At 40.7% G+C, this 23,746-nt stretch carries 18 protein-coding genes and 1 tRNA gene; 8 read left to right on the top strand and 11 right to left on the bottom strand.

Going from position 1 to position 23,746, the window contains the following annotated elements:
- Positions 1–91 precede the first annotated feature (91 nt).
- The 6 genes from LX92_RS19240 to LX92_RS19215 form a co-directional block, all read right to left on the bottom strand.
- Positions 92–2,623, bottom strand: a complete 2,532-nt coding sequence (locus LX92_RS19240; RefSeq protein ID WP_109654089.1) for a PIG-L family deacetylase — start codon at positions 2,621–2,623, stop codon at positions 92–94.
- Between the two features lie 83 nt (positions 2,624–2,706).
- Positions 2,707–3,240 (bottom strand): mechanosensitive ion channel domain-containing protein, encoded by a 534-nt coding sequence (locus LX92_RS19235; protein ID WP_109654087.1) that lies wholly within the window; start codon positions 3,238–3,240, stop codon positions 2,707–2,709.
- Between the two features lies 1 nt (position 3,241).
- Entirely contained in the window at positions 3,242–4,189 is a 948-nt protein-coding gene (locus LX92_RS19230) for a septum formation inhibitor Maf (RefSeq protein ID WP_109654085.1), read from the bottom strand.
- 33 nt (positions 4,190–4,222) lie between these two features.
- Entirely contained in the window at positions 4,223–4,810 is a 588-nt protein-coding gene (locus LX92_RS19225) for a Maf family nucleotide pyrophosphatase (protein ID WP_109654083.1), read from the bottom strand.
- 3 nt (positions 4,811–4,813) lie between these two features.
- Positions 4,814–5,341, bottom strand: coding sequence for a KdsC family phosphatase (locus LX92_RS19220; protein ID WP_109654081.1), 528 nt, complete (start codon positions 5,339–5,341; stop codon positions 4,814–4,816).
- Positions 5,325–6,089 (bottom strand): Rossmann-like and DUF2520 domain-containing protein, encoded by a 765-nt coding sequence (locus tag LX92_RS19215; protein WP_109654079.1) that lies wholly within the window; start codon positions 6,087–6,089, stop codon positions 5,325–5,327. Before LX92_RS19215 ends, LX92_RS19220 begins: the two co-directional genes overlap by 17 nt.
- A gap of 223 nt (positions 6,090–6,312) precedes the next feature.
- On the opposite strand from LX92_RS19215, the gene ccsA reads away from it, so the two are divergent.
- A complete protein-coding gene (ccsA, locus tag LX92_RS19210; protein ID WP_109654077.1) occupies positions 6,313–9,492 on the top strand; it encodes a cytochrome c biogenesis protein in 3,180 nt (1,059 codons plus the stop codon).
- 53 nt (positions 9,493–9,545) lie between these two features.
- Here ccsA and LX92_RS19205 read toward each other — a convergent pair whose 3' ends face one another.
- A complete protein-coding gene (locus tag LX92_RS19205; protein ID WP_109654075.1) occupies positions 9,546–10,133 on the bottom strand; it encodes a DUF4405 domain-containing protein in 588 nt (195 codons plus the stop codon).
- A gap of 319 nt (positions 10,134–10,452) precedes the next feature.
- Here LX92_RS19205 and LX92_RS19200 point away from each other — a divergent pair, with 319 nt between their 5' ends.
- Positions 10,453–11,619, top strand: coding sequence for a trans-sulfuration enzyme family protein (locus LX92_RS19200; RefSeq protein WP_109654073.1), 1,167 nt, complete (start codon positions 10,453–10,455; stop codon positions 11,617–11,619).
- A 68-nt stretch (positions 11,620–11,687) separates the two neighbouring features.
- Positions 11,688–12,410 (top strand): bacillithiol biosynthesis deacetylase BshB1, encoded by a 723-nt coding sequence (bshB1, locus tag LX92_RS19195; protein ID WP_109654071.1) that lies wholly within the window; start codon positions 11,688–11,690, stop codon positions 12,408–12,410.
- Here the strand turns inward: bshB1 and LX92_RS19190 are convergent.
- Entirely contained in the window at positions 12,407–14,479 is a 2,073-nt protein-coding gene (locus LX92_RS19190) for a tetratricopeptide repeat-containing sensor histidine kinase (RefSeq protein ID WP_109654069.1), read from the bottom strand. The two genes, bshB1 and LX92_RS19190, sit on opposite strands and share 4 nt — an antisense overlap.
- A gap of 273 nt (positions 14,480–14,752) precedes the next feature.
- Between LX92_RS19190 and LX92_RS19185 the strand changes: the two genes are divergently transcribed.
- Positions 14,753–14,828: transfer RNA gene (locus tag LX92_RS19185), tRNA-His, on the top strand.
- Positions 14,829–14,884: 56 nt separating this feature from the next.
- On the opposite strand, the gene LX92_RS19180 is transcribed toward LX92_RS19185, so the two are convergent.
- Complete coding sequence (locus LX92_RS19180; RefSeq protein WP_109654147.1) at positions 14,885–16,447, bottom strand: M28 family peptidase; 1,563 nt, start codon at positions 16,445–16,447, stop codon at positions 14,885–14,887.
- Between the two features lie 77 nt (positions 16,448–16,524).
- Complete coding sequence (locus tag LX92_RS19175; protein WP_109654067.1) at positions 16,525–17,385, bottom strand: AraC family transcriptional regulator; 861 nt, start codon at positions 17,383–17,385, stop codon at positions 16,525–16,527.
- A gap of 146 nt (positions 17,386–17,531) precedes the next feature.
- Here LX92_RS19175 and LX92_RS19170 point away from each other — a divergent pair, with 146 nt between their 5' ends.
- The 4 genes from LX92_RS19170 to LX92_RS19155 all read left to right on the top strand — a co-directional run bounded on the left by LX92_RS19170 (position 17,532) and on the right by LX92_RS19155 (position 22,469).
- Positions 17,532–18,458, top strand: a complete 927-nt coding sequence (locus tag LX92_RS19170) for a dihydrodipicolinate synthase family protein (RefSeq protein ID WP_109654065.1) — start codon at positions 17,532–17,534, stop codon at positions 18,456–18,458.
- A 92-nt stretch (positions 18,459–18,550) separates the two neighbouring features.
- On the top strand, positions 18,551–20,137 hold the full coding sequence (locus LX92_RS19165) for an aldehyde dehydrogenase (NADP(+)) (RefSeq protein WP_109654145.1): 1,587 nt from the start codon (positions 18,551–18,553) through the stop codon (positions 20,135–20,137).
- 11 nt (positions 20,138–20,148) lie between these two features.
- Complete coding sequence (locus LX92_RS19160; protein ID WP_109654063.1) at positions 20,149–21,156, top strand: 4-hydroxyproline epimerase; 1,008 nt, start codon at positions 20,149–20,151, stop codon at positions 21,154–21,156.
- A gap of 62 nt (positions 21,157–21,218) precedes the next feature.
- Positions 21,219–22,469 carry an NAD(P)/FAD-dependent oxidoreductase gene (locus LX92_RS19155; RefSeq protein WP_109654061.1) on the top strand — a complete coding sequence of 417 codons (1,251 nt, stop codon included), beginning with the start codon at positions 21,219–21,221 and terminating at the stop codon, positions 22,467–22,469.
- A 124-nt stretch (positions 22,470–22,593) separates the two neighbouring features.
- Here the strand turns inward: LX92_RS19155 and LX92_RS19150 are convergent, their stop codons facing one another.
- Positions 22,594–23,742: an efflux RND transporter periplasmic adaptor subunit gene (locus LX92_RS19150; protein ID WP_109654143.1), complete on the bottom strand. Its 1,149-nt coding sequence runs from the start codon at positions 23,740–23,742 to the stop codon at positions 22,594–22,596.
- Positions 23,743–23,746: the final 4 nt, after the last annotated feature.

The raw sequence follows: 23,746 nt of genomic DNA, 5'->3' as shown, positions 1-23,746 counted from the left end.
GTCATTATATAATTAAAAATCAAAATGTAGATGATATTCAATATCAACACAAGTGTATATTCTTTTTTCCAAATGAGGCGGTTATGCATAATCAATCCTTTATTTTGGCCATAGGTTCAACATTCTTCTTACCCACAGATAACATATTTGCAAATAGCTTATAGGCTCCAGGAACACCTGCCGGCAACTCCCTGAAAAAACTAAGTCCCGTATAAATGTAATTACCTTTTCCGTAGGGTGCAATCAAAAGACTACCCTTTTTTGGCGTTTCCCCTTTATCGTGCATCGATAGGATAGGGGTAAAATGCCCGTCCCATTCATTGGGGAAGTAAAGACCGCGTTCTTGTACCCAGCCTTCAAAATCCTTATTGGTTATCTTATTGGGATAGTTGACCAATTCATGGTCCTTGGCAATGATCTCAACTTTGGAATCCTCGTTGGTCACCCTGTCCCTCGATAATTTTAAAGGAAAAGGGGCGATATCCTCATATTGTTTATCCCATCTTCCGGCCGTATTGTACTGTAGGATCAAGTTACCACCGTTCGATACGTAATCAAAAAGATATTTTTGTTTAAACTTCATTTCAGGCACTACATTATATGCCCGTATTCCCACAACAATCGCACCATACTTACTTAAAGTTTCAGCATTTATCGAGCCTGGATCGATTGTATGGACCTGATACCCGATCTGTTCCAAACTTTTCGGGACTTCATCACCTGCCCCGGCAATATATCCAATATGTTCCCCTACTTTTTCAATATTCAAACGGACAACTTTGGCCTCTGCGGGTAACAAGACCGATTGTGTTGGAATATGGTCGTAAGCGATGGTCACCAATTCTTTGGATATTTCCTTTCCATTGACCTTGATTATGGGGGCAATGAAACTCTCATCCTCATTTTCAGGGGGTGTTAATTCAAAGGACACGATTTGTTCATCACCCTTTTTGGAAATTTCAAAAGGCCTTGTTTCCTGATCTACCTTCCATCCTTTGGAATGGCAAAAAACGATTTCCCCTTTGATATTGTCCTGATGGGCTGTAATGGTAATAGGAACCTTTTTGGGTTTGCCATCGGCAAAAATCAATACCTTATCCTGAAAACGGGCTGTAGCTTCGGGTAAAATATCGAAAGGACGATATAATTCACCATAATCCGGTTTGGAATAACGATGTACAACAGGCTTACTGATCGTCATCGGATAACCTTCAATCTCTATATTGAATTTTGCATGGAAAGCTGGTGGTGTTTCCGGATTTCCGATCAATTCGGGGTTTTCAACCGTATACATTCCCAAGGTGCCCTTCTTGTTCAACCAATAGGGACTCGTATACGAACTGTTTTCTGGAATCGACAATGCAAGTTTAAGTACTTTCTTGTCATTATTGGAAAGAACCAAATCTTTTTCCTTAGCCTGGGTATTCCCAATGGTGACAGACCTCAGTTTTATATCAACTTGACTGCGGTTCAACACTTCAATATTGATATCGGCGGTACTGCCTGGGTAGGCGGAGGTATTTGCAGAGGAAGCCTCTAGGTACAATCCTGTGATCGAAGCGATTATTGTTTGTAGCTCTTTTGATTTTAAGTCCCTCCAATGGGTATCGGGGATTTTCTGGATCAATTGATAGGCCTCCAATAATTTTTTGATGTGTACGGAGGGGTTTTTAAAATTGAAGTTTTGTTCGATTCCGTAAAGGATATCCCCAATGGCTTGTCCGCCTTCAACGCGGGACCAGGTTGTATTTATACCATCGAATATATTGTTTTTATCTTCAGGCAAATCACCTTTTAATAATTCAATGTATTCCATTTCGCTTCCACGGGTATTCAACCTGCCAAAACCTTGGCATCGATGTTGGCTACTTGCCAAGGAGGCAATTTCATTGTTGGATACCCCTAACATCGGGTAGTAAACCCCAATGTCAAAACCTAGCATTTTTGTTTTGTCGGCAGCCTCGAATTTTTCTTGACTCCCATAAAACCACCATGAAGTATTAAAAAATAACCTTGAGGGTTTCCATACGTTCAAGTCCTTCAATTGATCGGGGTAGGAGTTAGGGTTCGCCGCAAGGTCAAAGGCCTCAACACTCAACATGGCTGAAGAGGTGTGGTGGCCATGGGTAGACCCCGGGGTCCTATGGTCGAATCGATTAATGATCACATCGGGTTTGAATTTTCTGATCATTCGAACAACATCACCAAGGACAGCTTCCTTGTTCCATATTTCCAAAGTTTCATCCGGATGTTTTGAATATCCAAAATCGACGGCCCGGGAAAAAAATTGTTGGCTACCATCGATACGACGTGCAGCCAAAAGTTCTTGTGTTCGCAATACCCCTAAAAGCTCCCGTAACTCCGGTCCAATCAGGTTTTGACCCCCATCCCCACGGGTAAGGGACAAATAGGCGGTATTGGCTTTTACCTCATTGGATAGATATGATATCAGCCTTGTGTTTTCATCATCGGGGTGTGCGGCTATATATAATGCGGATCCCAAAAAGTTCAATTTTTGGATGGCATGGTAAATACTGGAGGAAGAATTTTTTTTTGGCGCTTGGGCAAAGGTGGTATTACATAATAAAAGGATTCCTAAGAAGGATACCAATAACTTTCGCATGTTGTTGTTTTAGATGGTTTCCAAAGATATAAAGATATACCACCAACAGGGAACTTTTACATTTTCTTTAACAGGATGGAAAATTAGAGTGTATCGTCATCCATGACGGTGTTCTTTGCGATTAAAGCCACCCCTTTTTGTAACAAAAGATTATTGGGGTAGGTTACCAATTCCCCATTATCCTTTCTTAAATAAACATGAAAGGCCTTTATATCCAAAATATCGGCTTCCTCAGGAAAGTCGCTGTCCAATATTCGAATACGGTCCCCGATTTTAAAAGGAAAAGAGAAAAATAAGATAATGCCAGCGGTAATATTGCTCAAGATCGACCAGGAAGCGAAAAGGGCCACCCCAATAACGGCGAATATCGACGATAGCAACAATCCGATTTCCTTGAAATTCACCCCCCAGATAAAAGTCAATGCCCCAATACCTATCGCTAATAGTCCAATGGTCACATATTTTATGATCAATCGGGTCCGAGCTTGGTTCAGGTCACTGATACGCCCTATTTTCCGAATGGCTTTTGTGCTTATGAAGTTTAAGACCACCAATACAACAAGCGTTATAACCGTTGCCACGATTTCTTGATGGTTGTCGACAATGAATTCTTCCATGTTAAAGTCCTAAGGTATCGCGCAAAGATAAATCCTTATTTCCATTTTGTCGCCAGTAGGGTGTTTTTAAAGTTTTGATCTTCGTTGCCTTGGATACCATGGTTTTAGCCTTGTCCCCAAAACCACTTTTAAAGGAATCCGACCAACCTTCAATAGCGTATGGGAAGGTCGATGAGAAATGGATTTCAAGTGTTCTTTGCAATTCGGGGTAGTGAATTTTGTACGTATTGATGCCGTTGTCCAGGGTTAAGAAAGCTTGTGCCTCATAGGGTTTCAACACATTGTGCGACATTCTAACATATTCCATGGAGGGAATCATTTTAAAGTCACCAAGGGGCAGGCCGGATGGATCGATCCTGATTTTATTCCATAGCTCATTTTCAAGAACTTCTTTTTCCAAGGTTATGTCCTTATCACCTTCCCTTTCAAAATAGGAAAATGACGTCACATGGTATTTTTCACGATTGTTCAATTGTGTAAAAACCTGTCCACACCATTCTTGGGCGGAAAAAGTGACTTTTATGGCATGTTGGTTATCGTGGACGGGATAAAAACTACTGCTCATAATGGAATAAGGGTAAATACCCGTAAGGTACTTTTTTGTACTGTTCAATTTTAAGACAGGAATATTCGAAGGGCCACTTTGCTCTGCTTTCACTTGTTTATCCTTTAGAAAAGGCTCCGTCACATAAATAAGTACGGCTTTGCCCTCCCGTAATTCCCCATATCGGGCCTGCTCCAAGGAATACGATGTTATTTCCGCATTTCCTGAATACCAATAATCCTTGAATTCTTTGGATAATGGTTTTTTGGGCACTTCCATTTCTTTGGTATCGGTTACCGATAACGCCGTAGGCTTGGTGGAATTTTTATCCTTGCAAGAACCAAGTAGTATCATGGTCATTGCAAAAAGGACAACAGCTGATCCTGGTTTTATCCGTTTTTTCATAAGCTTGTTTTATATAAAACTACTGAAACTCGTTTAATCGACCATATTCATTAACGTTTCATAGACCAAATGCGCGGGAAGACCCACAACATTGGAGTGGGAACCTTTTATTTCCTCGATCCCGATGAGTCCGATCCATTCCTGTATACCATATCCACCGGCTTTGTCATACGGATGATAATTTTCAATATAATACAGGATTTCATCAAGGCTAAGGTCTTTGAATTTGACGCTTGTTGTATGGTTCACGGTCTTTTGTACGGTTTGGGTCGTGAAACTTACAGATGTGATTACATCGTGCCAGCCGTTGGATAAGGTCTTTAACATAGAAACCGCTTCTTCCTTGTCGGCTGGTTTTGCCAAGGATACGCCTTTATGCCAAACAACCGTGTCCGAGGTAATCAATATTTCCTTGTCCGTTAAACTGTCCTGTAAGGCCTTGGCCTTTAATTCCGCCAAATAATCGGATATTCCACTTCCTTTTAAATTTGGGGGATAGACCTCGTCAACCTCCTTTAAGCGTATTTCAAATTCAAGGTCCATGTCCTTGAAAAATTGCTTTCTTCTTGGGGAACCTGAGGCAAGGATTATTGTATAACCTTTTAATTTATCCTTCCACATAGCTTAGGCTTGGGCTTCGTTAAAATCATCAAACCAATCGCCACGCACTTTCAATACTTGCTCCAGTACATCGCGTACACAGCCTTCACCTCCGTTTATATGGGAAATATATTTACAGACCGACTTTACTTCCTGTACTGCGTTCTGGGGACAGGTAGGTAGGGCTACCATTTTCATTGGGGCGATGTCTGGTAGGTCATCTCCCATATAGAGGACATTTTCCGGGGCAATCCCATATACATCCAAATATTCATCAAGGGGTTCTGCTTTGTTGTGTGCCCCCATATAGAAGGTAGTTACACCCAATGCCTTTAATCTTGCTTTTACCCCTTCGTTGGTGCCCCCTGTTATAATACATACATTATAACCTTTTTTTATGGCGGTTTTAAGGGCAAAACCATCCTTCACACTCATCTTACGCAATAATTCACCTTGTGAGGTCACTAAGACGGAACCATCGGTGAAAACCCCATCAACATCAAAAACGAAGGTGGTAATATCCTTTAAGTATTGCTTATAACTTTTTTCCATAGGTCTTTCTAATCGATTTACTCAATAGTCTATATAATTCTTTGTGGTTTTTATTCTTTAATTGGGCCAAATGCTTTTTCAGGGTTCCTTTATCATTTCTACGCGCAGGCCCTGTTTGTGCTTCGTAAGGGGCTAGGTCTTGTATCTTATGTGCAGTTTCCTTGATCAAGGGGTGCAATAAATCAAAAGGAATACCCTTTTGTTCACAAAATTCATTGGACAGAAAATACATATGGTTCGTGAAGTTATTTGCCATTACAGCTGCCAAATGCAACGATTTTCTCTGTTTTGAATCCATACCAACAACTTTATTCGAAATGATCGAGGCCAACTGTTTCAATAAGCCGTAATCCTGGTCGTTCTCCGCCTCAATACAAATCGGTATTTCCTTAAAATCAACGGTTCTGCCCACAGTAAAGGTTTGTAAAGGGTAGAATATTCCACGTCTGTTCTTTTTGGGCAACGATTTCATGGGAATACTTCCGGAGGTATGGACCAATAATCCTTCCTTCAGATCCAAACGACTTGCAATTTCAACGATGGCATCATCACTGACAGCCATAATATAAATATCCGCTAGTATTATCTTGGAAATCTCTGAAGTGGTTGGTACGAATTTCCCAAATACGGATAAGGCTTTTTGGTTCCGACCATAAACCTGTACGACTTTTATCCCATCATGGGTCATGAAAACATCCAACAGATGTTTGGCCACATTACCCGTCCCTAGGATTACTACGTTAATCATACTGCGAAAATAGTGATATAATTATTCTTGTTGAAGCAATTTAAGAAGTATCGAAACCGTGGCTACATTTATAATTACCATGATCAAAATTGGATAGGGTTTCTGGTTAAAAAGAGAATTATAAGCATAATGGATAAAAAAACAGCGCTATGTTAAAAGCTCCTTTATTGTATTTAAAATACCTTATTTTTGCCCACTCCGGTTAATTTGGTATGATGCGCTTATGAAAGATTTATTCAAGAAAATATTCTTCTCTACCCGCTTAATGGCGGTTTTATTTATAGTTTTTGCGACAGCGATGGCCTTTGGTACTTTTATCGAAAGTTGGTATAGTACGGAAACAGCCCGAATTTGGATATACAATACGACATGGTTCGAATTGATCATGGTATTCTTCGTTATCAATTTTATAGGAAACATATCCAAATACAAACTTTTTAGAAAAGAAAAATGGCCGGTCTTGCTATTACATTTATCGTGGATATTGATCATTCTTGGGGCTTTTGTGACCAGATATATCAGTTTTGAGGGAATGATGCCCATTCGGGAGGGACAATCGGAAAATGTGTTTTATTCAGATAAGACCTTTCTTACCGTCAATATCGATGGAAAGATCAATGGGGAACCCCGAAGGAAAGTATTGGAGGATGACCTTATCGTGACACCGGAAGCCTTAAAGTCAAATCTACCCTGGCATAATGATTTTAACGGACAGCCATTGACCATTTCCTATGCCGGTTTTATTAAAGGGGCCGAAAGAGGTTTGGTTCCGGATGAAAATGGAAAGGAATACCTTAAAATCGTTGAGGCCGGTGATGGGCAGCGTCATGAACATTTCTTGGAGAATGGACAAGTAGCCAGTATACACAACATATTGGTTTCCTTGAACAAAGAGACCGAAGGGGCCATAAATATCTTTTCCAACGAGGGCACCTATCAGATAAAATCACCTTTTGAGGGCAGTTATATGCGAATGGCCGATCAATTGCAAGGTGTTTTATTGAAAGACAGTTTGCAAACTTTGGAACTACGATCGTTATACAATACGGCCGGCATGCAATTTGTGATTCCCGAACCGATCATTAAAGGTACCTATGATATCGTGAAGATCCCTGACGAACAAGTGACACCGATGAGCCAAGATGCCTTGGTGATCGAAGTGAGTACCAATGGGGAAACGGTACAACAAAAACTATTGGGGGGTAGGGGTACGTCAAATTTTTCAGAAAAAATCAATGTGGGGGGATTGGAGTTTTCCATGGCTTATGGATCAAAGGTTTACGAACTTCCTTTCAGTATTCGATTAAATGATTTCATTGCCGAAAAATATCCCGGAACGGAAAAGGGGTACGCCTCGTTTATGAGTAAAGTGACGATCGAGGATGAACGCCCATTTGACTATGACATTTATATGAACCATATTTTGGACCATAAGAAATACCGTTTCTTTCAATCAGGTTTTGATCCTGATGAGCGGGGGACCACGCTTTCCGTCAATCATGATTTTTGGGGCACGTGGATTACTTATATAGGTTATTTCCTTTTGTATACTGGACTTATGGGGATTATGTTCTTTGGAAAAACGCGTTTTAAGGATCTGGCAGTATCCTTGGAAAAAATCAAGGCTAAAAAGGCAGCTTTGAGCCTAATTTTTATTTTGGGACTTTCAATGAATTCCTTGGCCCAAGATCATACCGAAAATGATGGCCATGATCATTCAAGAACCCCAACGCAAAGAGAGATAGACTCCGTTTTGGCAGCTAATGTCGTAGATGCGAAACATGCGGAGCTTTTTGGGAAATTGGTGATACAGGATGATGGGGGTAGAATGAAGCCGATCAATACCTTTTCCTCCGAATTGGTTCGGAAATTGAGCTTAAGGGACACCTTCAGGAAAATGAATGCCGATCAAATTTTCCTATCCATGATGATGAATCCGGCCTTATGGTATAATGTGGAGTTCATCGCCCTGGATAAAAAAGCCCAGAACGATAGCATACGTAAGGTTATAGGTATTCCTAAAGGACAGAAGTATGTAAAGGCCATAGATTTCTTCGATGAAAAGGGACGGTATAAACTAGAGCCATTCCTTAGGGAAGCTACAGCCACGAACAATCCCAATAAATTTGAGCAGGATTTCAAGGATGCCAACATTCGACTAAGTCTTTTGGATCAAGCATTGAGTGGTCAGATCCTGAAAATATTCCCACTATTGAACGATGAGAATAACAAATGGGTTTCCGCCATTGAATATCGAGGGGGGCAATATCAGGTAACCGACAGCCTATATTCCAATTTCATTAAAAACGCCTTGCCCTATTACCTTATGTCCTTGAACAAAGCCATGGACAGTAAGGATTATACCGAAGCCGATAAACTATTGGCTGCCTTCAAACAAAATCAGATTAACCACGGTAGTGAGGTCATTCCCTCGGATGCGAAGATCAATGCTGAAGTGATATTCAATAAACTGAACATCTTTAACCACCTGTATAAGCTATACGCAGTAGGGGGTATACTAATGTTCTTTATTTTGATCTTCCAGATATTCAAAGATCGCGAACTATGGCGTATAGGTACTTATTTCTTTAAAGGTACGATCATGATCCTTTTCCTTTGGCATACGGCAGGCCTGGTCATGCGTTGGTACATTTCTGGCCATGCACCTTGGAGTGATGCCTATGAAAGTATTCTTTATGTTTCTTGGGCCACAATGGGTATGGGATTGCTATTGGGCCGTAAAAGTGATATGACCATTGCGGCGTCGGCCTTTGTGACAGCCATGTTATTATGGATTGCCCACCAGAGTTGGGTCGATCCCGCCATTGCCAATTTGGTACCAGTATTGGACAGTTATTGGTTGATGATCCATGTTGCGGTCATTGTCGGTAGTTATGGTCCGTTGACCGTGGGTATGATATTAGGGGTGGTCTCACTTCTTTTGATTATGCTTACCACCAAGAAAAATAAAAAGCGGATGCAGATCAATCTTAAGGAGTTGACCATTATCAATGAATTGGCCTTAATGGTCGGTTTGGTCATGCTTACCATTGGTAACTTCTTAGGAGGACAATGGGCCAATGAAAGTTGGGGGCGTTATTGGGGTTGGGACCCTAAGGAGACTTGGGCCTTGATTTCGATTATGGTATATGCCTTCGTCATACATGCGCGCCTAGTGCCTGGAATGCGAGGTAAATGGCTTTTTAACTTTTTGAGTGTGGTCGCCTTTGGCAGTATTATGATGACCTATTTTGGGGTTAATTTCTATTTGGTGGGGCTACATAGTTATGCCAGTGGGGCACAAGTAATAACACCCGTATTTATTTGGTATACCGTTTTTGGGGTGGCACTTCTAGGGGTAATCAGTTACTGGCGCTACAAAGTGAATTATGAAAAGAAATAAGATATAGACCATTTCTTGCATGATGATGCCCTAGGCAAATACGGTAAGTATTGTCATTTGTAATCCTCTACGATTATTCGAATGTCCTCCATGGTGAAATGGTATTCACTCCTTAATATTTTCAAGGGGGTTTCCGTGGAAATGTTTTTAGGTAAGTTCAATTTTTCAATCATATAGGAAATAGGTACATGGGTTTCCTGTTCTATATCATTTAAAGTCATAGAGCCACGAATGGATTGGGTGTTCAACGAGGTGGGATTACCGCTGTTTTCTTTTTTGGTATTCGTTGTGGAACTTTCAACCGGGGTAATTATCGGTGCTATGGCAAGTGCCACGATGGCAAGGAAACCAACTATTCCCAAAGCGACCCTTTTACCCGAATCCGGGGTTTTCTTTCCTTTGGTTAGGCTTACGATCCATCGCCAATGGAGTACCAAATGCAGAGCCAAAACCAATAAAAACAAAACGGCTATCCAAAAATGGACAGTTCCCCATTCATGCCGATCCAGACCCCATATGGTAATACTATGCCCACTGCCTTTCGGAAGATTGTAATATAGTATAACACCTGTTGAGACCAAAAAGATGAAACAGACAAAGGCAACAATGTCGATAATGTAATTTTTAGTGGGAGTTTTCATTTTAATTTATTTGGATAACCTTTAATTGTAAAGTGTTGTTTTTAAGGAGTAAAAACTATTTACACCCTTAAAAATATCCTGCCAAAATTAGAGTACATTCTAACAAAGACACATGATCTTAATCATGTCCCAAATAACATGGGGTATCGAAAATATGGGGTATGATGTCCATAAAACATTGATATTCCGTAGGGAAAAGGAAGGGGTGCCATGCATTTTTTAACATACTGCTTTCACTGTGATACATTTTCCGATAAATCTTGGATGACCAAAAGAAATTCATAACTTTAACTTTCGTTAAAAATTTAATTTTGTGACTATGAAAAAAGGTATCAATACCATTTGTACACATGAGGGGGATATTAAGGATGAGCAGTTTAAGGGAGTCGTTTCCCCATTGTACATGAGTACATCGTACGCCTTTGAGGATGTTGAAGTTAAGCGATATCCAAGGTATTTCAATACCCCGAACCAGGTGGCCTTGTCACAAAAAATAGCAGCACTTGAACATGCTGGGGCTGCGATGATTTTTGGAAGTGGTATGGCGGCCATAAGTACAGCGCTTTTGGCATTTCTGAGGGCGGGTGACCATGTAGTGCTCCAAAAAACACTCTATGGGGGAACGTACAACTTCGTCAATGAGGAATTTTCTAAATATGGAATTGAATACTCTTTTACCGAAGGTTTGGAACCTGAGGATTTCGAGACAAAAATAAAAGGGAATACCAAGGTTATTTTTGTGGAGACCCCTTCCAATCCATTATTAACGATTACCGATTTATCGGCCATATCCAAAATCGCCAAAAAACATGGGTTGGTTTCAATGATCGACAATACATTCGCAAGTCCGGTGAATCAAAATCCGATTGATTTTGGCATTGATATAATTATCCATAGTGCCACAAAATATATGGGCGGACATTCTGATATTTGTGCCGGTGCCGTTGCTTCCACGGAAGAAAATATGGATCGCATCTTCCAATTGGCCAAAAATTTAGGGGGTAGTTTAAGCGATTACACCGTTTGGCTTTTGGAACGAAGTATAAAAACCATGGGAATCCGGGTCAAGGCCCAAAATAACAATGCCCAGCATATGGCTGAATATCTTGAGGGTCATTCCGAAATTGATAAAGTTTATTATCCCGGTTTACCCAACCATCCTGGACATGAACTGGCCAAATCGCAAATGCGTGGTTTTGGCGGAATGCTTTCTTTTGAATTGAAAGCTGGGTACGATGCATCAAAATTCCAAAAAGCCCTGAAATTGATAAAACCCTCCATGAGTTTGGCAGGGGTCGAAAGTACGGTTTTATCACCTGCCCAAACCTCCCATGCGCTTATAGGGGCTGAAGAACGTAAAAACCAAGGTATATCCGACGGATTGATTCGGTTCTCGGTAGGTATTGAGGAACCCGAGGATTTGATCGCTGATATTGAACAGGCTTTAGCACAGGTAAGGAGTCCTTCCGAAGTCAATGTAAAATAGGTATTCACACAGATTTTTAATTATCATTTCCACGAAAGTGGCAATCCAAAAAATAAGGAATAATACAAATGAAACTGGATATATTGGTTTTCGGGGCACACCCCGATGATGCAGAACTTGGCGCTGGGGCAACCATAGCCAAAGAGGTGGCAAGGGGAAAGAAAGTAGGTATAATTGATTTAACCCGTGGAGAACTGGGAACCCGTGGTTCTGCCGAGATAAGGGATAGGGAGGCTGCTGCTGCAGCCAAAATATTAGGGGTTTCCGTTCGGGAAAACCTGCAATTCGCAGATGGGTTTTTCGTAAACGACCAAAAGCACCAAATGGCCGTAATCAGGATGATACGCAAATACCGCCCGGAAATCGTTTTATGCAATGCCATTGATGATCGACATATTGACCACGGCAAAGGCAGTGCATTGGTAAGTAATGCCTGTTTTTTGAGTGGATTGATAAAAATAGATACAAAAATGGAAGGGGATGACCAATGGCAGGATCCATGGCGACCAAAACATGTATATCATTATATTCAATGGAAGAATCTAAATCCGGATTTTGTAATGGATGTTTCGGGGTATATCGACACTAAAATTGAAGCGATATTGGCTTATTCATCCCAATTCCATGACCCAAACAGTGATGAGCCCGAAACACCGATCAGCAGTAAGAATTTTTTGGATAGTGTAAATTATAGGGCTAGGGACCTAGGGAGAATAATAGGGGTAGACCACGCTGAAGGATTTACCACCGAGCGTTTTCCTGGTATCATTGGTTTTGATGATCTGATTTAACCGGCTTTTTGCAATTTACTCCTCATCTTGGGCAAGGTAAAATAGAAACAAGTGCCGTTGGGTATTACGCTTTCCACCCAAATTTCACCTTTGTTCTTCTCTATCAATTCCTTGCAGAGGGAAAGGCCCAAACCGGTACCTTTTTCATTATTGGTACCATAGGTGGTTATGTTCGAGTTTTTGTTGAATAGTTTCTCCAGGTTTTCGGCATCTATACCTATACCGGTATCGCGAACCGAAATTTCCCATGATGTACTATGCTCATCGGCATTAATGGTTATCTGTCCTCCTTCAGGAGTGAATTTAATGGCATTACTCAATAAGTTTCGAATAACGATATCAATATGGTCGCTGTCTGACCAGCATAGGGTATTGACTTTTACCTTATTTTTAATACCAATAGATTTGACCTTGGCGGTTTCCTCTAGTAGATTTATATTTTCTTTGATTAAATTTTCCAAAGAAACAATACTTGGTTTAGTAGTCGATCCGTTCATTTGGGTTCTACCCCAAGAAAGTAGATTGTTTAGTGTAAATGAAATATTATCGATATCCGATCTTAATTTTGGAATAAACTGTAGAAAGTCCTTGGAATCTATTTCACCGTTTTTATAGAGCTGTAAGAGCCCTTGAAAGGCTCCGATAGGTCCCCTAAGGTCATGCCCGATAATCGAGAACAATTTATCCTTAGTCTCATTGATTTCAAGCAGTTCTTTTTCATTTTCAACTAATTTGGCGGTTTTGTTGTACAATTCTATGTTCAATTTTTTCTGGATCTTTTCGTTTCTTTTTACGATCAATGTTACGATTAGGAAAATGACAAGGATAAACAAGCCGAGATAGATATATATCTTTTGACTGGCCAAGGCCTTCTCATTCTCGACGATAAGCTTTTCTTTTTGTTTCTCAAAGTCGAGCTTAGTGATCAACATGGTCAAGCTTTTCTCATTTTTATTCGTCGAAATTGTATCGTGTAAGGTTTGAAAAAGTTCATGATAGGCCAAGGCGGTCTTATAATCCCCTTTGTTTTTGTTGGTTTGATATAAGATTTTAGCGCTATTTTGGGTCTCTTCGTGAAACTTGATCCGTTCAGAGATTTCGAAGGCCTTTAAGGCGTATTCCTCCGCTAGATCATCTTTGTCCCGGCCTAAATAAGCTTCGGCAATACCATTCAATAGTGTAGTCTCCCCTCGATTATCCTCAATATTCTTATGAAGCATCTCACTTTGTTTGTACCAGTATAAGGCCCATTTATAATCTTTCGACTTTAAGTAGGCCTTTCCTTTAACTTGATAGGCAAAAGCCAACCAATCCATTATTTTGTGTTTTTCAAAGATGGAAATACTACTGTTTATATTGTACATGGCATACTCCAATTCCCCCATATCCGTATAGACTGAGGCTAAATTGCTCATTGTTTCCGCCGAATTGATATCGTCGCCTATTTGCTCATTGATTTTCTTTACAATCTTAAAAAATTGTATCGCTTGTTCAAAGTCGTTTTGATCGGCATATAAGCCAGCGATATTCTCATTGATGATGGAAAGCATCTTGTTATTTCCCAGTTCAGAGGCAAGTTCAAGACTTTCTAAATTACGGCTTAATGACTCCGCATAATTTCCTTGATAGTAATATACATTGGCGATACTATTCTCAATATTCAGTATTTCATTTTTGTCATCAATATCCTTTACTATCTTCAGGGCTTTTTGGTAGTACTTAATTGCCTCTTCGTAATCCCCTTGGTCTTCATAATAATTGCCGATTCCCACCAAAGAACTACTTTGTCCATATTCATATTTCGCACTTGAGGAATAGGAGTAGGCTTCCTTGGAAAGGAGATATAGACTGTCAGAATTGAAATACCGCATTTCATTTCCTAAGTCATTCAATAAAATAATGAATGTACTGTCTTGTGGATTAAAGTCCGTCTTCGACTTTAATCGCTGAATTTGATATTGCAGACTATCCCTACGTGGTATTTGGGACTGAACCTGCGTAAATCCGAAAGCTAGGACAACAAAACTAACAACCAGCTTGTTCAATAAGGATATTCGTTTAATTCTCATTTAAATGATATGGTACTGAAAATAGCTATTTGATTCAAAAAATAAAATTAATCCCCTTTGGGGCTGATAAATAATAAATGTTGTGAAATGGTGATTTTTGTGTGTTTTGTCCCCCAAAAAGTGCATTTCATCGATGATTTAACCTTGTCGGGCTAAAAAGGGAGGGTATGGAAAACTAATGTGAAAATATAATTTTTACTATTCTTTTAAAATATACCTTGTTTTAGTTGCACAGATTCATGAAAAAAAATTAACTTTGCCACCGCTTTAAATGGTGGTTGTAGCTCAGCTGGTTAGAGCGCTGGATTGTGGTTCCAGAGGTCGCCGGTTCGAACCCGGTCTTCCACCCAAAACAAAAGCCCTGACGAAACTGTCAGGGCTTTTTTTGTACTACTCGTGAAGCACTTACTTTACCCCTTTGTCCACTACTATTTTTTGGTCACGATTGGCAATTTCCCAGGCTGTATGGAATACTAACCGTGTCCTGTTCTCCAATAGGTCATAATTTATTTTATCCGGGGTGTCGGAGGGTCGATGATAATCAGCATGGGTACCATTAAAATAAAAGATTATAGGAATGTTGTTTTTGGCAAAATTGTAATGATCGCTTCGATAATAAAAACGGTTGGGGTCGTTCTCATCATTATATTTATAATCCAATTCAATATTCATGTATTTTTTGTTCACCGCTTCTGAGAGGTTATGCAATTCCGTGCTTAATTTATCGGAGCCGATTAAATAAACGTAGTTGCGATTACCTTCACGTTTAGGGTCTATTCTACCTATCATATCGATATTTAAATTGGCCACTGTCTGGCTTAATGGAAATATCGGTTGTACATCGGTATAATACTGGGACCCCAATAACCCTTTTTCCTCTCCCGTCACATGTAAAAAGACAATGGAACGCTTTGGCCCATTACCCGCATCGGCAGCTTTTTTGAAGGCTTCTGCTATTTCCAGTAAGGCCACAGTTCCTGATCCATCATCATCGGCCCCATTATTGATTTCCCCCTTATCCGTTATCCCTATATGGTCTAAATGGGAAGATAATACGACATATTCGTCGGGTTTAGTAGTCCCCTTGATAACGGCTACAACATTTTCCGACTCAATTATGCCACTATCGGAACTTAGGTTAAGATCCAATGCTGTTTTTATAACGTCCTTAGAGGTTGTATTTAAAATACTAGGGTATAAAGCCGTTGCTACATTCTTATTCAGAACAACATTAATAAAGTCATTATCATTGGTTGTTTTTAAGGACAGTCCCCCAGAAGAACGTTGTCTTCTTCTATTGAAATAATTTTGATATCTCGTATAGTTGGTATCGTCATAATACAACATACCAAGTCCACCACGCTCCTGAATCGCTTTCGAGCGCATACCATAGGCATCGGATACCTTGCTCCATTTTGAATTATTACGTGTGCCAGTGACCTTGAAAGTGCCATCGGCATTCACGGGCTCCCCGAACTTCACCAATACCAACTTGCCTTTTATATCAATTCCTTCATAATCATTATAATTCTTATCGTCAATACCATACCCCACATAAACAATATCACTAAAATGCCCTTGGGCGGCATCGAAGGCAAGTACATCCTTACCTAATTTATAATCCATACCATTGATGCGTAATTCCCCCGTCGGCATTACATCCATGATTAAAGGGACTTCTTGGTAATAGTCACCGTTTTCCTTTGCGGCAGGAATACCCAATGCCACATATTCATCCTTAATATACGCTGCGGCTTTCTTTTCGCCCGGTGTTCCTGTCTCACGCCCTTCAAATTCATCCGAAGCATATACATAGAGGTGCTCTTTTAATTCGTCGGATGTTATGGTTGCGGCATAAGTTGTTTCAACGGATGGGGAGGTAGCGGTTTCCTTTTTTTCAGGAACCGTATTTTGGGAAGAATTACAGGCCATGGTCAAGCCAACAGCAATCAAAACCAATTTTTTCATTTGGGTCGTATTTTTAATGACATCAAAAATAATGAAAACCGAAGGATAAGTCCTTTTTATTTGAAACACACATCCTACTAGTGCCCCTTTTTCAATTTTAGGGATGGATTATCGGCATACTGGGTGGGTGCCAAGCCTTTTTGCGCCTTGAATTGACGATTAAAATTGGAAATTGAATTAAAACCGGATTGTTCCGCGATTTCGGCGATGCTCAGGTTTGAGGTTGCGAGTAAATGGCATGCATGTTCCAGCCGCAGTTCTATCAAAAATTGAAAGAAAGTCTTATGGGTCTGTTTTTTAAAGAATCGGCAAAAAGCGTTTGGCGTCATAAAGGCCAATTCAGCTACAATACCCAATCGTATTTCCTGTTGAAAGTTGTTTACGACATAATCGAATATGGATTGTAATCGTTGACCATCCCTGCTACCAATATGCTTTGGATAAACAAAACCCGTTAGCATCTCCTTGTGCGCGGTACATAGTATTTTCATCAGTTGAAGAAGGCTGATAAAACGGGTGAGTTTTCCTTGTCGTGGCATTTGTTCAATGAGTTTATGGACTTCCTTTCGGTGAGATACCAATCTAAATCCGTTTTTTGCACTGTTGAAAAATGGCTGTACCTCTTGCACATCGGCCAGATCGAAAAAGTCCTTTCCAAAAGAGACCCGCGTAAAAAACAAGGAAATCATTTTAGCGTTTTCGTCCATTAAGTCACTTTGAAAAAGATGGGGACAATTCGGGCCAATAACAAAAAAGTCGTTATCGTTAAAATGATGAATACTATCCCCTGTAATTAATTTCCCCTTACCCTTTACAATCCAACTAAGTTGAATTTCCTCATGTTGGTGTAATTGACCATAGAACATCTTGGACTCATCAACCTGAACGATCAGATTCTGGTTCAAGGGCTTTGGAATTTTAAAGGGGTATACTTTCATTGTTTTAAAATGTGCGAATATTATACGACATATCGTTTTAATACCTTTTAATAGGGTAATATACGCATATATTCGGATAATTTAAATGTATGTAGAAAGCTTACTCCCTGTGTATTTTTGTGTGTAATCCATTAAAAAAGTAAGGCATGAAAGTACAATGGCAGGGCGTAATGCCAGCGGTAACGACCAAATTTAGTCCTGATGACACCTTGGATTTAAAAATGTTCCGTGTAAATATAGAAGCACAATTGAATGCAGGGGTACATGGGATAATCCTTGGGGGAACCTTGGGGGAGGCCAGTACCTTGACCGATGAAGAAAAGCGCATCCTCATTCAGGAAACCGTTAAAATAGTGGCTGGTAAGGTTCCCGTAATCATCAATATCGCTGAGCAAAGTACCCATGATGCCCTTGTTGCCGTGCAACGGGCCAAGGAATACGGGGCGAACGGTTTAATGATGTTACCTCCAATGCGGTATAAGGCAACGGATCGGGAAACCGTTGTGTATTTCAAGACAATTGCCAAATCCACGGATTTGCCCATAATGATCTATAACAATCCGATTGACTATAAAATCGAGGTGACTTTGGATATGCTTCAGGAAATGATGGCGTGTGATAATATCGAGGCGGTTAAAGAGTCTACCCGTGATATTTCCAACGTTACGAGAATACGAAATCGATTTGGCAACCGGGTAAAGGTTCTCTGTGGTGTAGATACCTTGGCTTTGGAAAGCATGCTGATGGGAGCCGATGGCTGGGTTGCCGGACTCGTATGCGCCTTTCCTGCTGAGACGGTTGCTATTTATGAGTTGGTCAAAGCGGGGAGGACCAAGGAAGCTATTGCAATATACAGGTGGTTTTTACCATTGTTGGAATTGGATATCAGCCCTCAATTGGTCCAGAATATTAAACTTGCCGAAAGCAGTACAGGAATCGGTACCGAAATAGTCAGGGCCCCAAGATTACCACTAGAAGGTACCGAGCGTAAAAGGGTTTTGGGAATTATAGGGGAAAGCCTTAAAACAAGGCCTGGTTTACCACCATATAAAGACTTCACCCAAGGTACATAAATAGTCTATTTTATTAAAGTTACCGATAATTTTAGAATATTATTCTATAATTTGGTAGTGGAATAATCAAGAAAATAAAAATGAACACCAAAATGATTACGGGTAAGAACTTTATTGGGAATTCACGCTCTGGAAAAGGCGATACAACCTATAAAACGTTTAATCCACAATTGAACACCGAAAACAATTTTTCCTTCGTTGAGGCTACCGAAGATGAAATCGACGAGGCAGTACGTTTGGCAACTGTGGCTTCTATTGAATTTGGGGCCATGTCAGGGGTAGAGAAGGCCGGTTTTTTAAATGCCATAGCTGATGAAATTTTGGACTTGGATGAACTATTGATAAAAACATATTGTTCGGAAACAGGTTTGCCAGAAGGACGGGCGATCGGTGAAAGAGGTAGGACCATAGGGCAATTGCGGGCCTTTGCTGCATTGGTCAAGGAAGGTTCATGGGTAGAGGCATCCATAGATACTGCCATTCCTGATAGAACGCCTGTGCCTAAACCTGATTTACGTAAAATGCTCATTCCTTTAGGACCTGTAGTAGTTTTCGGGGCAAGTAATTTTCCTTTGGCATATTCAACAGCAGGTGGTGATACGGCAGCTGCATTTGCTGCGGGTTGTCCGGTAATCGTCAAGTCACATCCCATGCATGCCGGAACAGGGGAATTAGTGGCCTCAGCAATTGTAAAGGCAATTCAAAAAACCAATATGCCCAACGGGGTTTTTTCCAATTTGAATAGCAGTGGCATTGAGGTAGGTTCTGCCTTGGTAAAACATCCCGGTGTAAAAGCTGTGGGCTTTACAGGAAGTATCGGTGGTGGCAGGGCTTTATTTGACCTTGCTTCACAACGCAAAGAACCGATTCCTGTTTTTGCCGAAATGGGAAGTGTGAATCCCGTTGTGATTTTACCTGATGCCCTTCATAAAAGAGGAGCGGACTTGGCCAAAACCTATGCCGGATCCATCACTTTGGGTACCGGACAATTTTGCACCAATCCCGGATTACTACTCGGTATTAAGAGTGGGGCACTAACCGATTTTATAAATAAACTTTCAGACGAGATCATCAAAATTGAGCCCACATGTATGTTGCACCCCAATATTATTGGTGCCTATGAACATAAAAAAGACAAGGCCCTATCACAGGCGGGATTGCAGGTTATGGCGGATAAAAAAGCGCCAAACGTACAGGCAAACTATGCCCGGCAGACCGTAACAACGGTTGAGGGAAAGACCTTCTTACAAAATACGGCCTTGCATCAAGAGGTTTTCGGACCCTATTCTATTGTTGTTCAATGTGAGGATGTTGATCAATTGGAAGAAATCATCAGGAATCTTGAAGGTCAATTGACAGGTACCATAATCGCTGAGGAAAACGAATTGGCAGGGCACCAAAAAATAGTCAGTGCACTACAAAATAGGGTAGGTAGGTTAATATACAATGGTGTGCCAACGGGTGTAGAGGTTTGCCCATCAATGCAACATGGTGGACCTTATCCTGCTTCAACGGATAGTCGTTTTACGGCCGTAGGGATTCATTCCATAAAGCGATGGGTACGACCAATCAGTTACCAGGATTGGCCCGACAATCTATTGCCCAATGCCTTGAAAAATTCAAATCCTTTGGGAATTTCGCGGCTTGTCAATAATGAACAGACCAAAAACAACGTATAATCAATCCTTAAATGGGGCAAAGCTCATTTACTTGTATCGATGCGCACACCTGTGGAAACCCGGTTAGGGTAGTAGCCCTTGGTGGGCCGAAGCTCAAGGGGCGGAATATGAGTGAAAAAAGGCAGCATTTTTTAAAGGAGTATGATTGGATTCGCAAAGGACTCATGTTTGAGCCACGTGGACATGACATGATGAGTGGGAGTATTTTTTATCCCCCTTCGGATGCGGTCAATGATCTCGGTATTCTTTTTATAGAAACCAGTGGATGTTTGCCCATGTGCGGACATGGCACTATTGGGGCGATTACCATTGGGATTGAGGAAGGTCTTTTGACCCCTAAGGTTCCCGGTAAAGTACGGATGGAAACTCCGGCCGGATTGGTACAGGTGGAATACCGACAAACTGGTAAAAAAGTCGATTGGGTAAAATTGACCAATGTGAAATCCTATTTGGCGGCAACCGAACTAACGATAGATTGTTCACAATTGGGCGAATTGGTATTTGATGTTTCCTACGGGGGAAATTTCTATGCCATCGTTGATGCACAGAAGAATTTCCAAGGAATACAGGACTATACCGCCGCTAAGCTCATACAATTCAGTCAGGAAATAAGGGATAAGATCAATGCCAAATACCCAGATAGGTTTGTACACCCCGATGACCCTACGATAAATGGGGTAAGTCATATTTTATGGGCAGGGAAGACCCTTTCGCCAAAAGCTACGGCCCGTAATGCCGTTTTTTATGGGGATAAGGCCATAGACCGTTCACCCTGCGGTACAGGTACATCAGCACGTATGGCCCAATGGTACGCTAAAGGCAAACTAAAACTTGGAACCGAATTTATACATGAAAGCTATATTGGCTCCCAATTTATTGGTAGGGTAGAGCAGGAGGTCGTTTTAAGGGATATACCCGCTGTTGTTCCGAGTATTCAAGGTTGGGCCAAAATTTACGGGCATAATACCATTACCATTGATGATGATGACCCCTATGCCCATGGGTTTCAGGTCATTTAGAACCCTTTTGGGAGACTAGCCTTGTATTCCGCTATTCGCAAATTTTAAATTGATATTCGAGAATGAACAAAGAAGTCGTTGTTATTGGGGGAGGGATCATTGGGCTGTGCTCCGCCTACTACCTCCATAAAGAAGGACATCAAGTAACAGTGATTGATAAATCGGATATTACCGATGGAGCTTCTTTTGTCAATGCAGGATATATAACCCCGAGCCATATAATTCCGTTGGCAGCTCCCGGCATGATGGCCAAAGGCTTTAAATGGATGTTTAATTCCTCTAGTCCATTTTATATAAAACCCCAGTTCAATACCGATTTTTTTAAATGGGCTTGGTATTTCCATAAGGCCTCGAACCAAAAAAAGGTAGAAAGGGCAATTCCTGTCATAAAAGATATAAATCTATTTAGCAGGGATTTGTTTGCTTCCATAAAAGCTTCAGGGGATTTGGGGGATTTTCATTTCGACCGAAAGGGATTATTGATGTTGTTTAAAACGGACGCTGCCGGAGAAAAAGAAATGCGGGTCGCGAAAAAGGCTGGGGAATTGGGTCTGGAAGTGGATGTTTTGAATCATGTACAATTGAAAACATTTGAACCTAATTGTACAATCAATGCCAAAGGAGCGATTCACTATGGATGTGACGCCCATATGACCCCAACTGAATTTATGCCAAAAATGGTATCCTATTTAAAAAATTCAGGGGTACTTATAAAAACAAATGAGGAAGTCACGGGTGTTGACTTGGTTAATGGGAAGATACAACAAGTATTGACCAACAAAGGAAGCTATAGAGCGGATGAAGTAGTTTTGGCCGCAGGTTCATGGAGTGGGCAATTTTCAAAAAGACTTGACATAAAATTACCATTACAGGCAGGAAAAGGATATCGAATAAATCTGGAAAGACCTACTGGCATTACTATACCCGCCATTTTAATGGAAGCTAAGGTTGCAGTCACCCCCATGAAGGGATTTACCCGTTTTGCGGGTACCATGGAGTTTTCAGGAATAAATTCCATTGTCCGAAAAGAAAGGGTCGAAGCTATCGCCCATGCCGCTACCGATTATTATCCCAATATTGAGGTAAACCCTGTGGAAATGGATAAGGCACAAAGTGGGATGCGCCCCGTGTCCCCAGACGGATTACCTTATATAGGCAAGAGTAACTACATTGAAAACCTCATTTTTGCCACAGGCCATGCCATGATGGGATGGAGCTTGGGTCCTGCAACCGGTAAGTTGGTCTCAGAAATTGCCAGCGACCGAAAAACATCATTGCCTATAGATCCTTTTACACCTTTTCGTACGTTTTAATGCAATTTTAAACAGTAAAAGGGCATTACCACAATAGTGACTTGCCCTTTTTTGATCTTAATGGAACCCCTCGGGAAAGTTAATACCCCAAAATACCATCGTATTTATTTAAAAAAATCAGCAATTATTCCGTTTCATCGATAAGATTAAAGGCTCCTTGAACCAAGAATTTATCATTGACATCAAAATCACTACTGTTTTTTATCATTGTGAATCCACTGAAACTATCACCAACCGTTACTTCCTTACGGGTAAAACTATAGAAATCGCCCCTAGAGACATTCAAAAGAACATAATGGGAATCGTCCATTGATATGATGGCACTTTCAGGCAAAGCGGACTCCTTGGTTGAATTTGTGATAATTTGGGCATCGACGAACATACCCACTGCAAAATTGTGGTTTTCATCATCCAGTAAATGGCCATGAACCTTGACCGTCCTATTCTTCAAATCTATTGACGTCCCTACCAAATGCACTTCAGCTTCATAGAATTCATTATCGGCTTCAGGAATCTTAAAAAGGATTTTTTGTCCTTCTTTTATCTTAAGAACATCCTTTTCAAACACAGAAAGTTCAAGATGTACATGGTCTGTATTAATGATTTCCATAATCTCATCCGAAGGGGAAACATAAGTACCCTTACTTACGTTCAATTTGGTTACACTACCATGGATAGGGGCGTAAAGGGTAATGGTCGAAGTAATATTTCCGGCCTCCACCGAAGCGATATTGATGTTCAACATTTGAAGTTTTTTCTTTAAGCCGTTGTAATGTGCCAATGCACTCTTGTATTCACTTTCCGCTTTCAGAAAATTTTTCTGTGAGCTGATCTTTTCCTCGACAAGTGTTTTTTGACGTTCGTATTCCGATTTCAGGAAGGTAAGTTGCTGGGCAGTTTCAAGATAGGTTTGCTGCATTTCAACAAATTCCGGATTTTCCAATGTGACCAAGACTTGTCCCTTTGAGATTTTATCCCCGATCAATAAGGGCGTTGTCTTGACATAACCTCCGATAAAAGAACTAATAATGGCCCGGTTTTGCGGTGGCACATCTATCATTCCTGTTGTATTGATTACCGTAGGAAAGGGCTGTTCCGATAATTGCCCCAATTGCATATTATTGCTATCGAACTGAGCCTTAGTCAGTTCAATTTCGTTATTCTGGATGGTGTCCTCGGTAGTTGCCGTATTTTCACCATTGCTTTTTGATTCCCCACAGGCTAGAATCATAAAGGCCGATATTAGGAATGCTATATTTTGAAATGATTTCATGACG

This window comes from Maribacter polysiphoniae, assembly GCF_003148665.1.
Classification (GTDB): domain Bacteria; phylum Bacteroidota; class Bacteroidia; order Flavobacteriales; family Flavobacteriaceae; genus Maribacter_A; species Maribacter_A polysiphoniae.
This window is presented reverse-complemented; position numbering and strand designations above follow the sequence as displayed.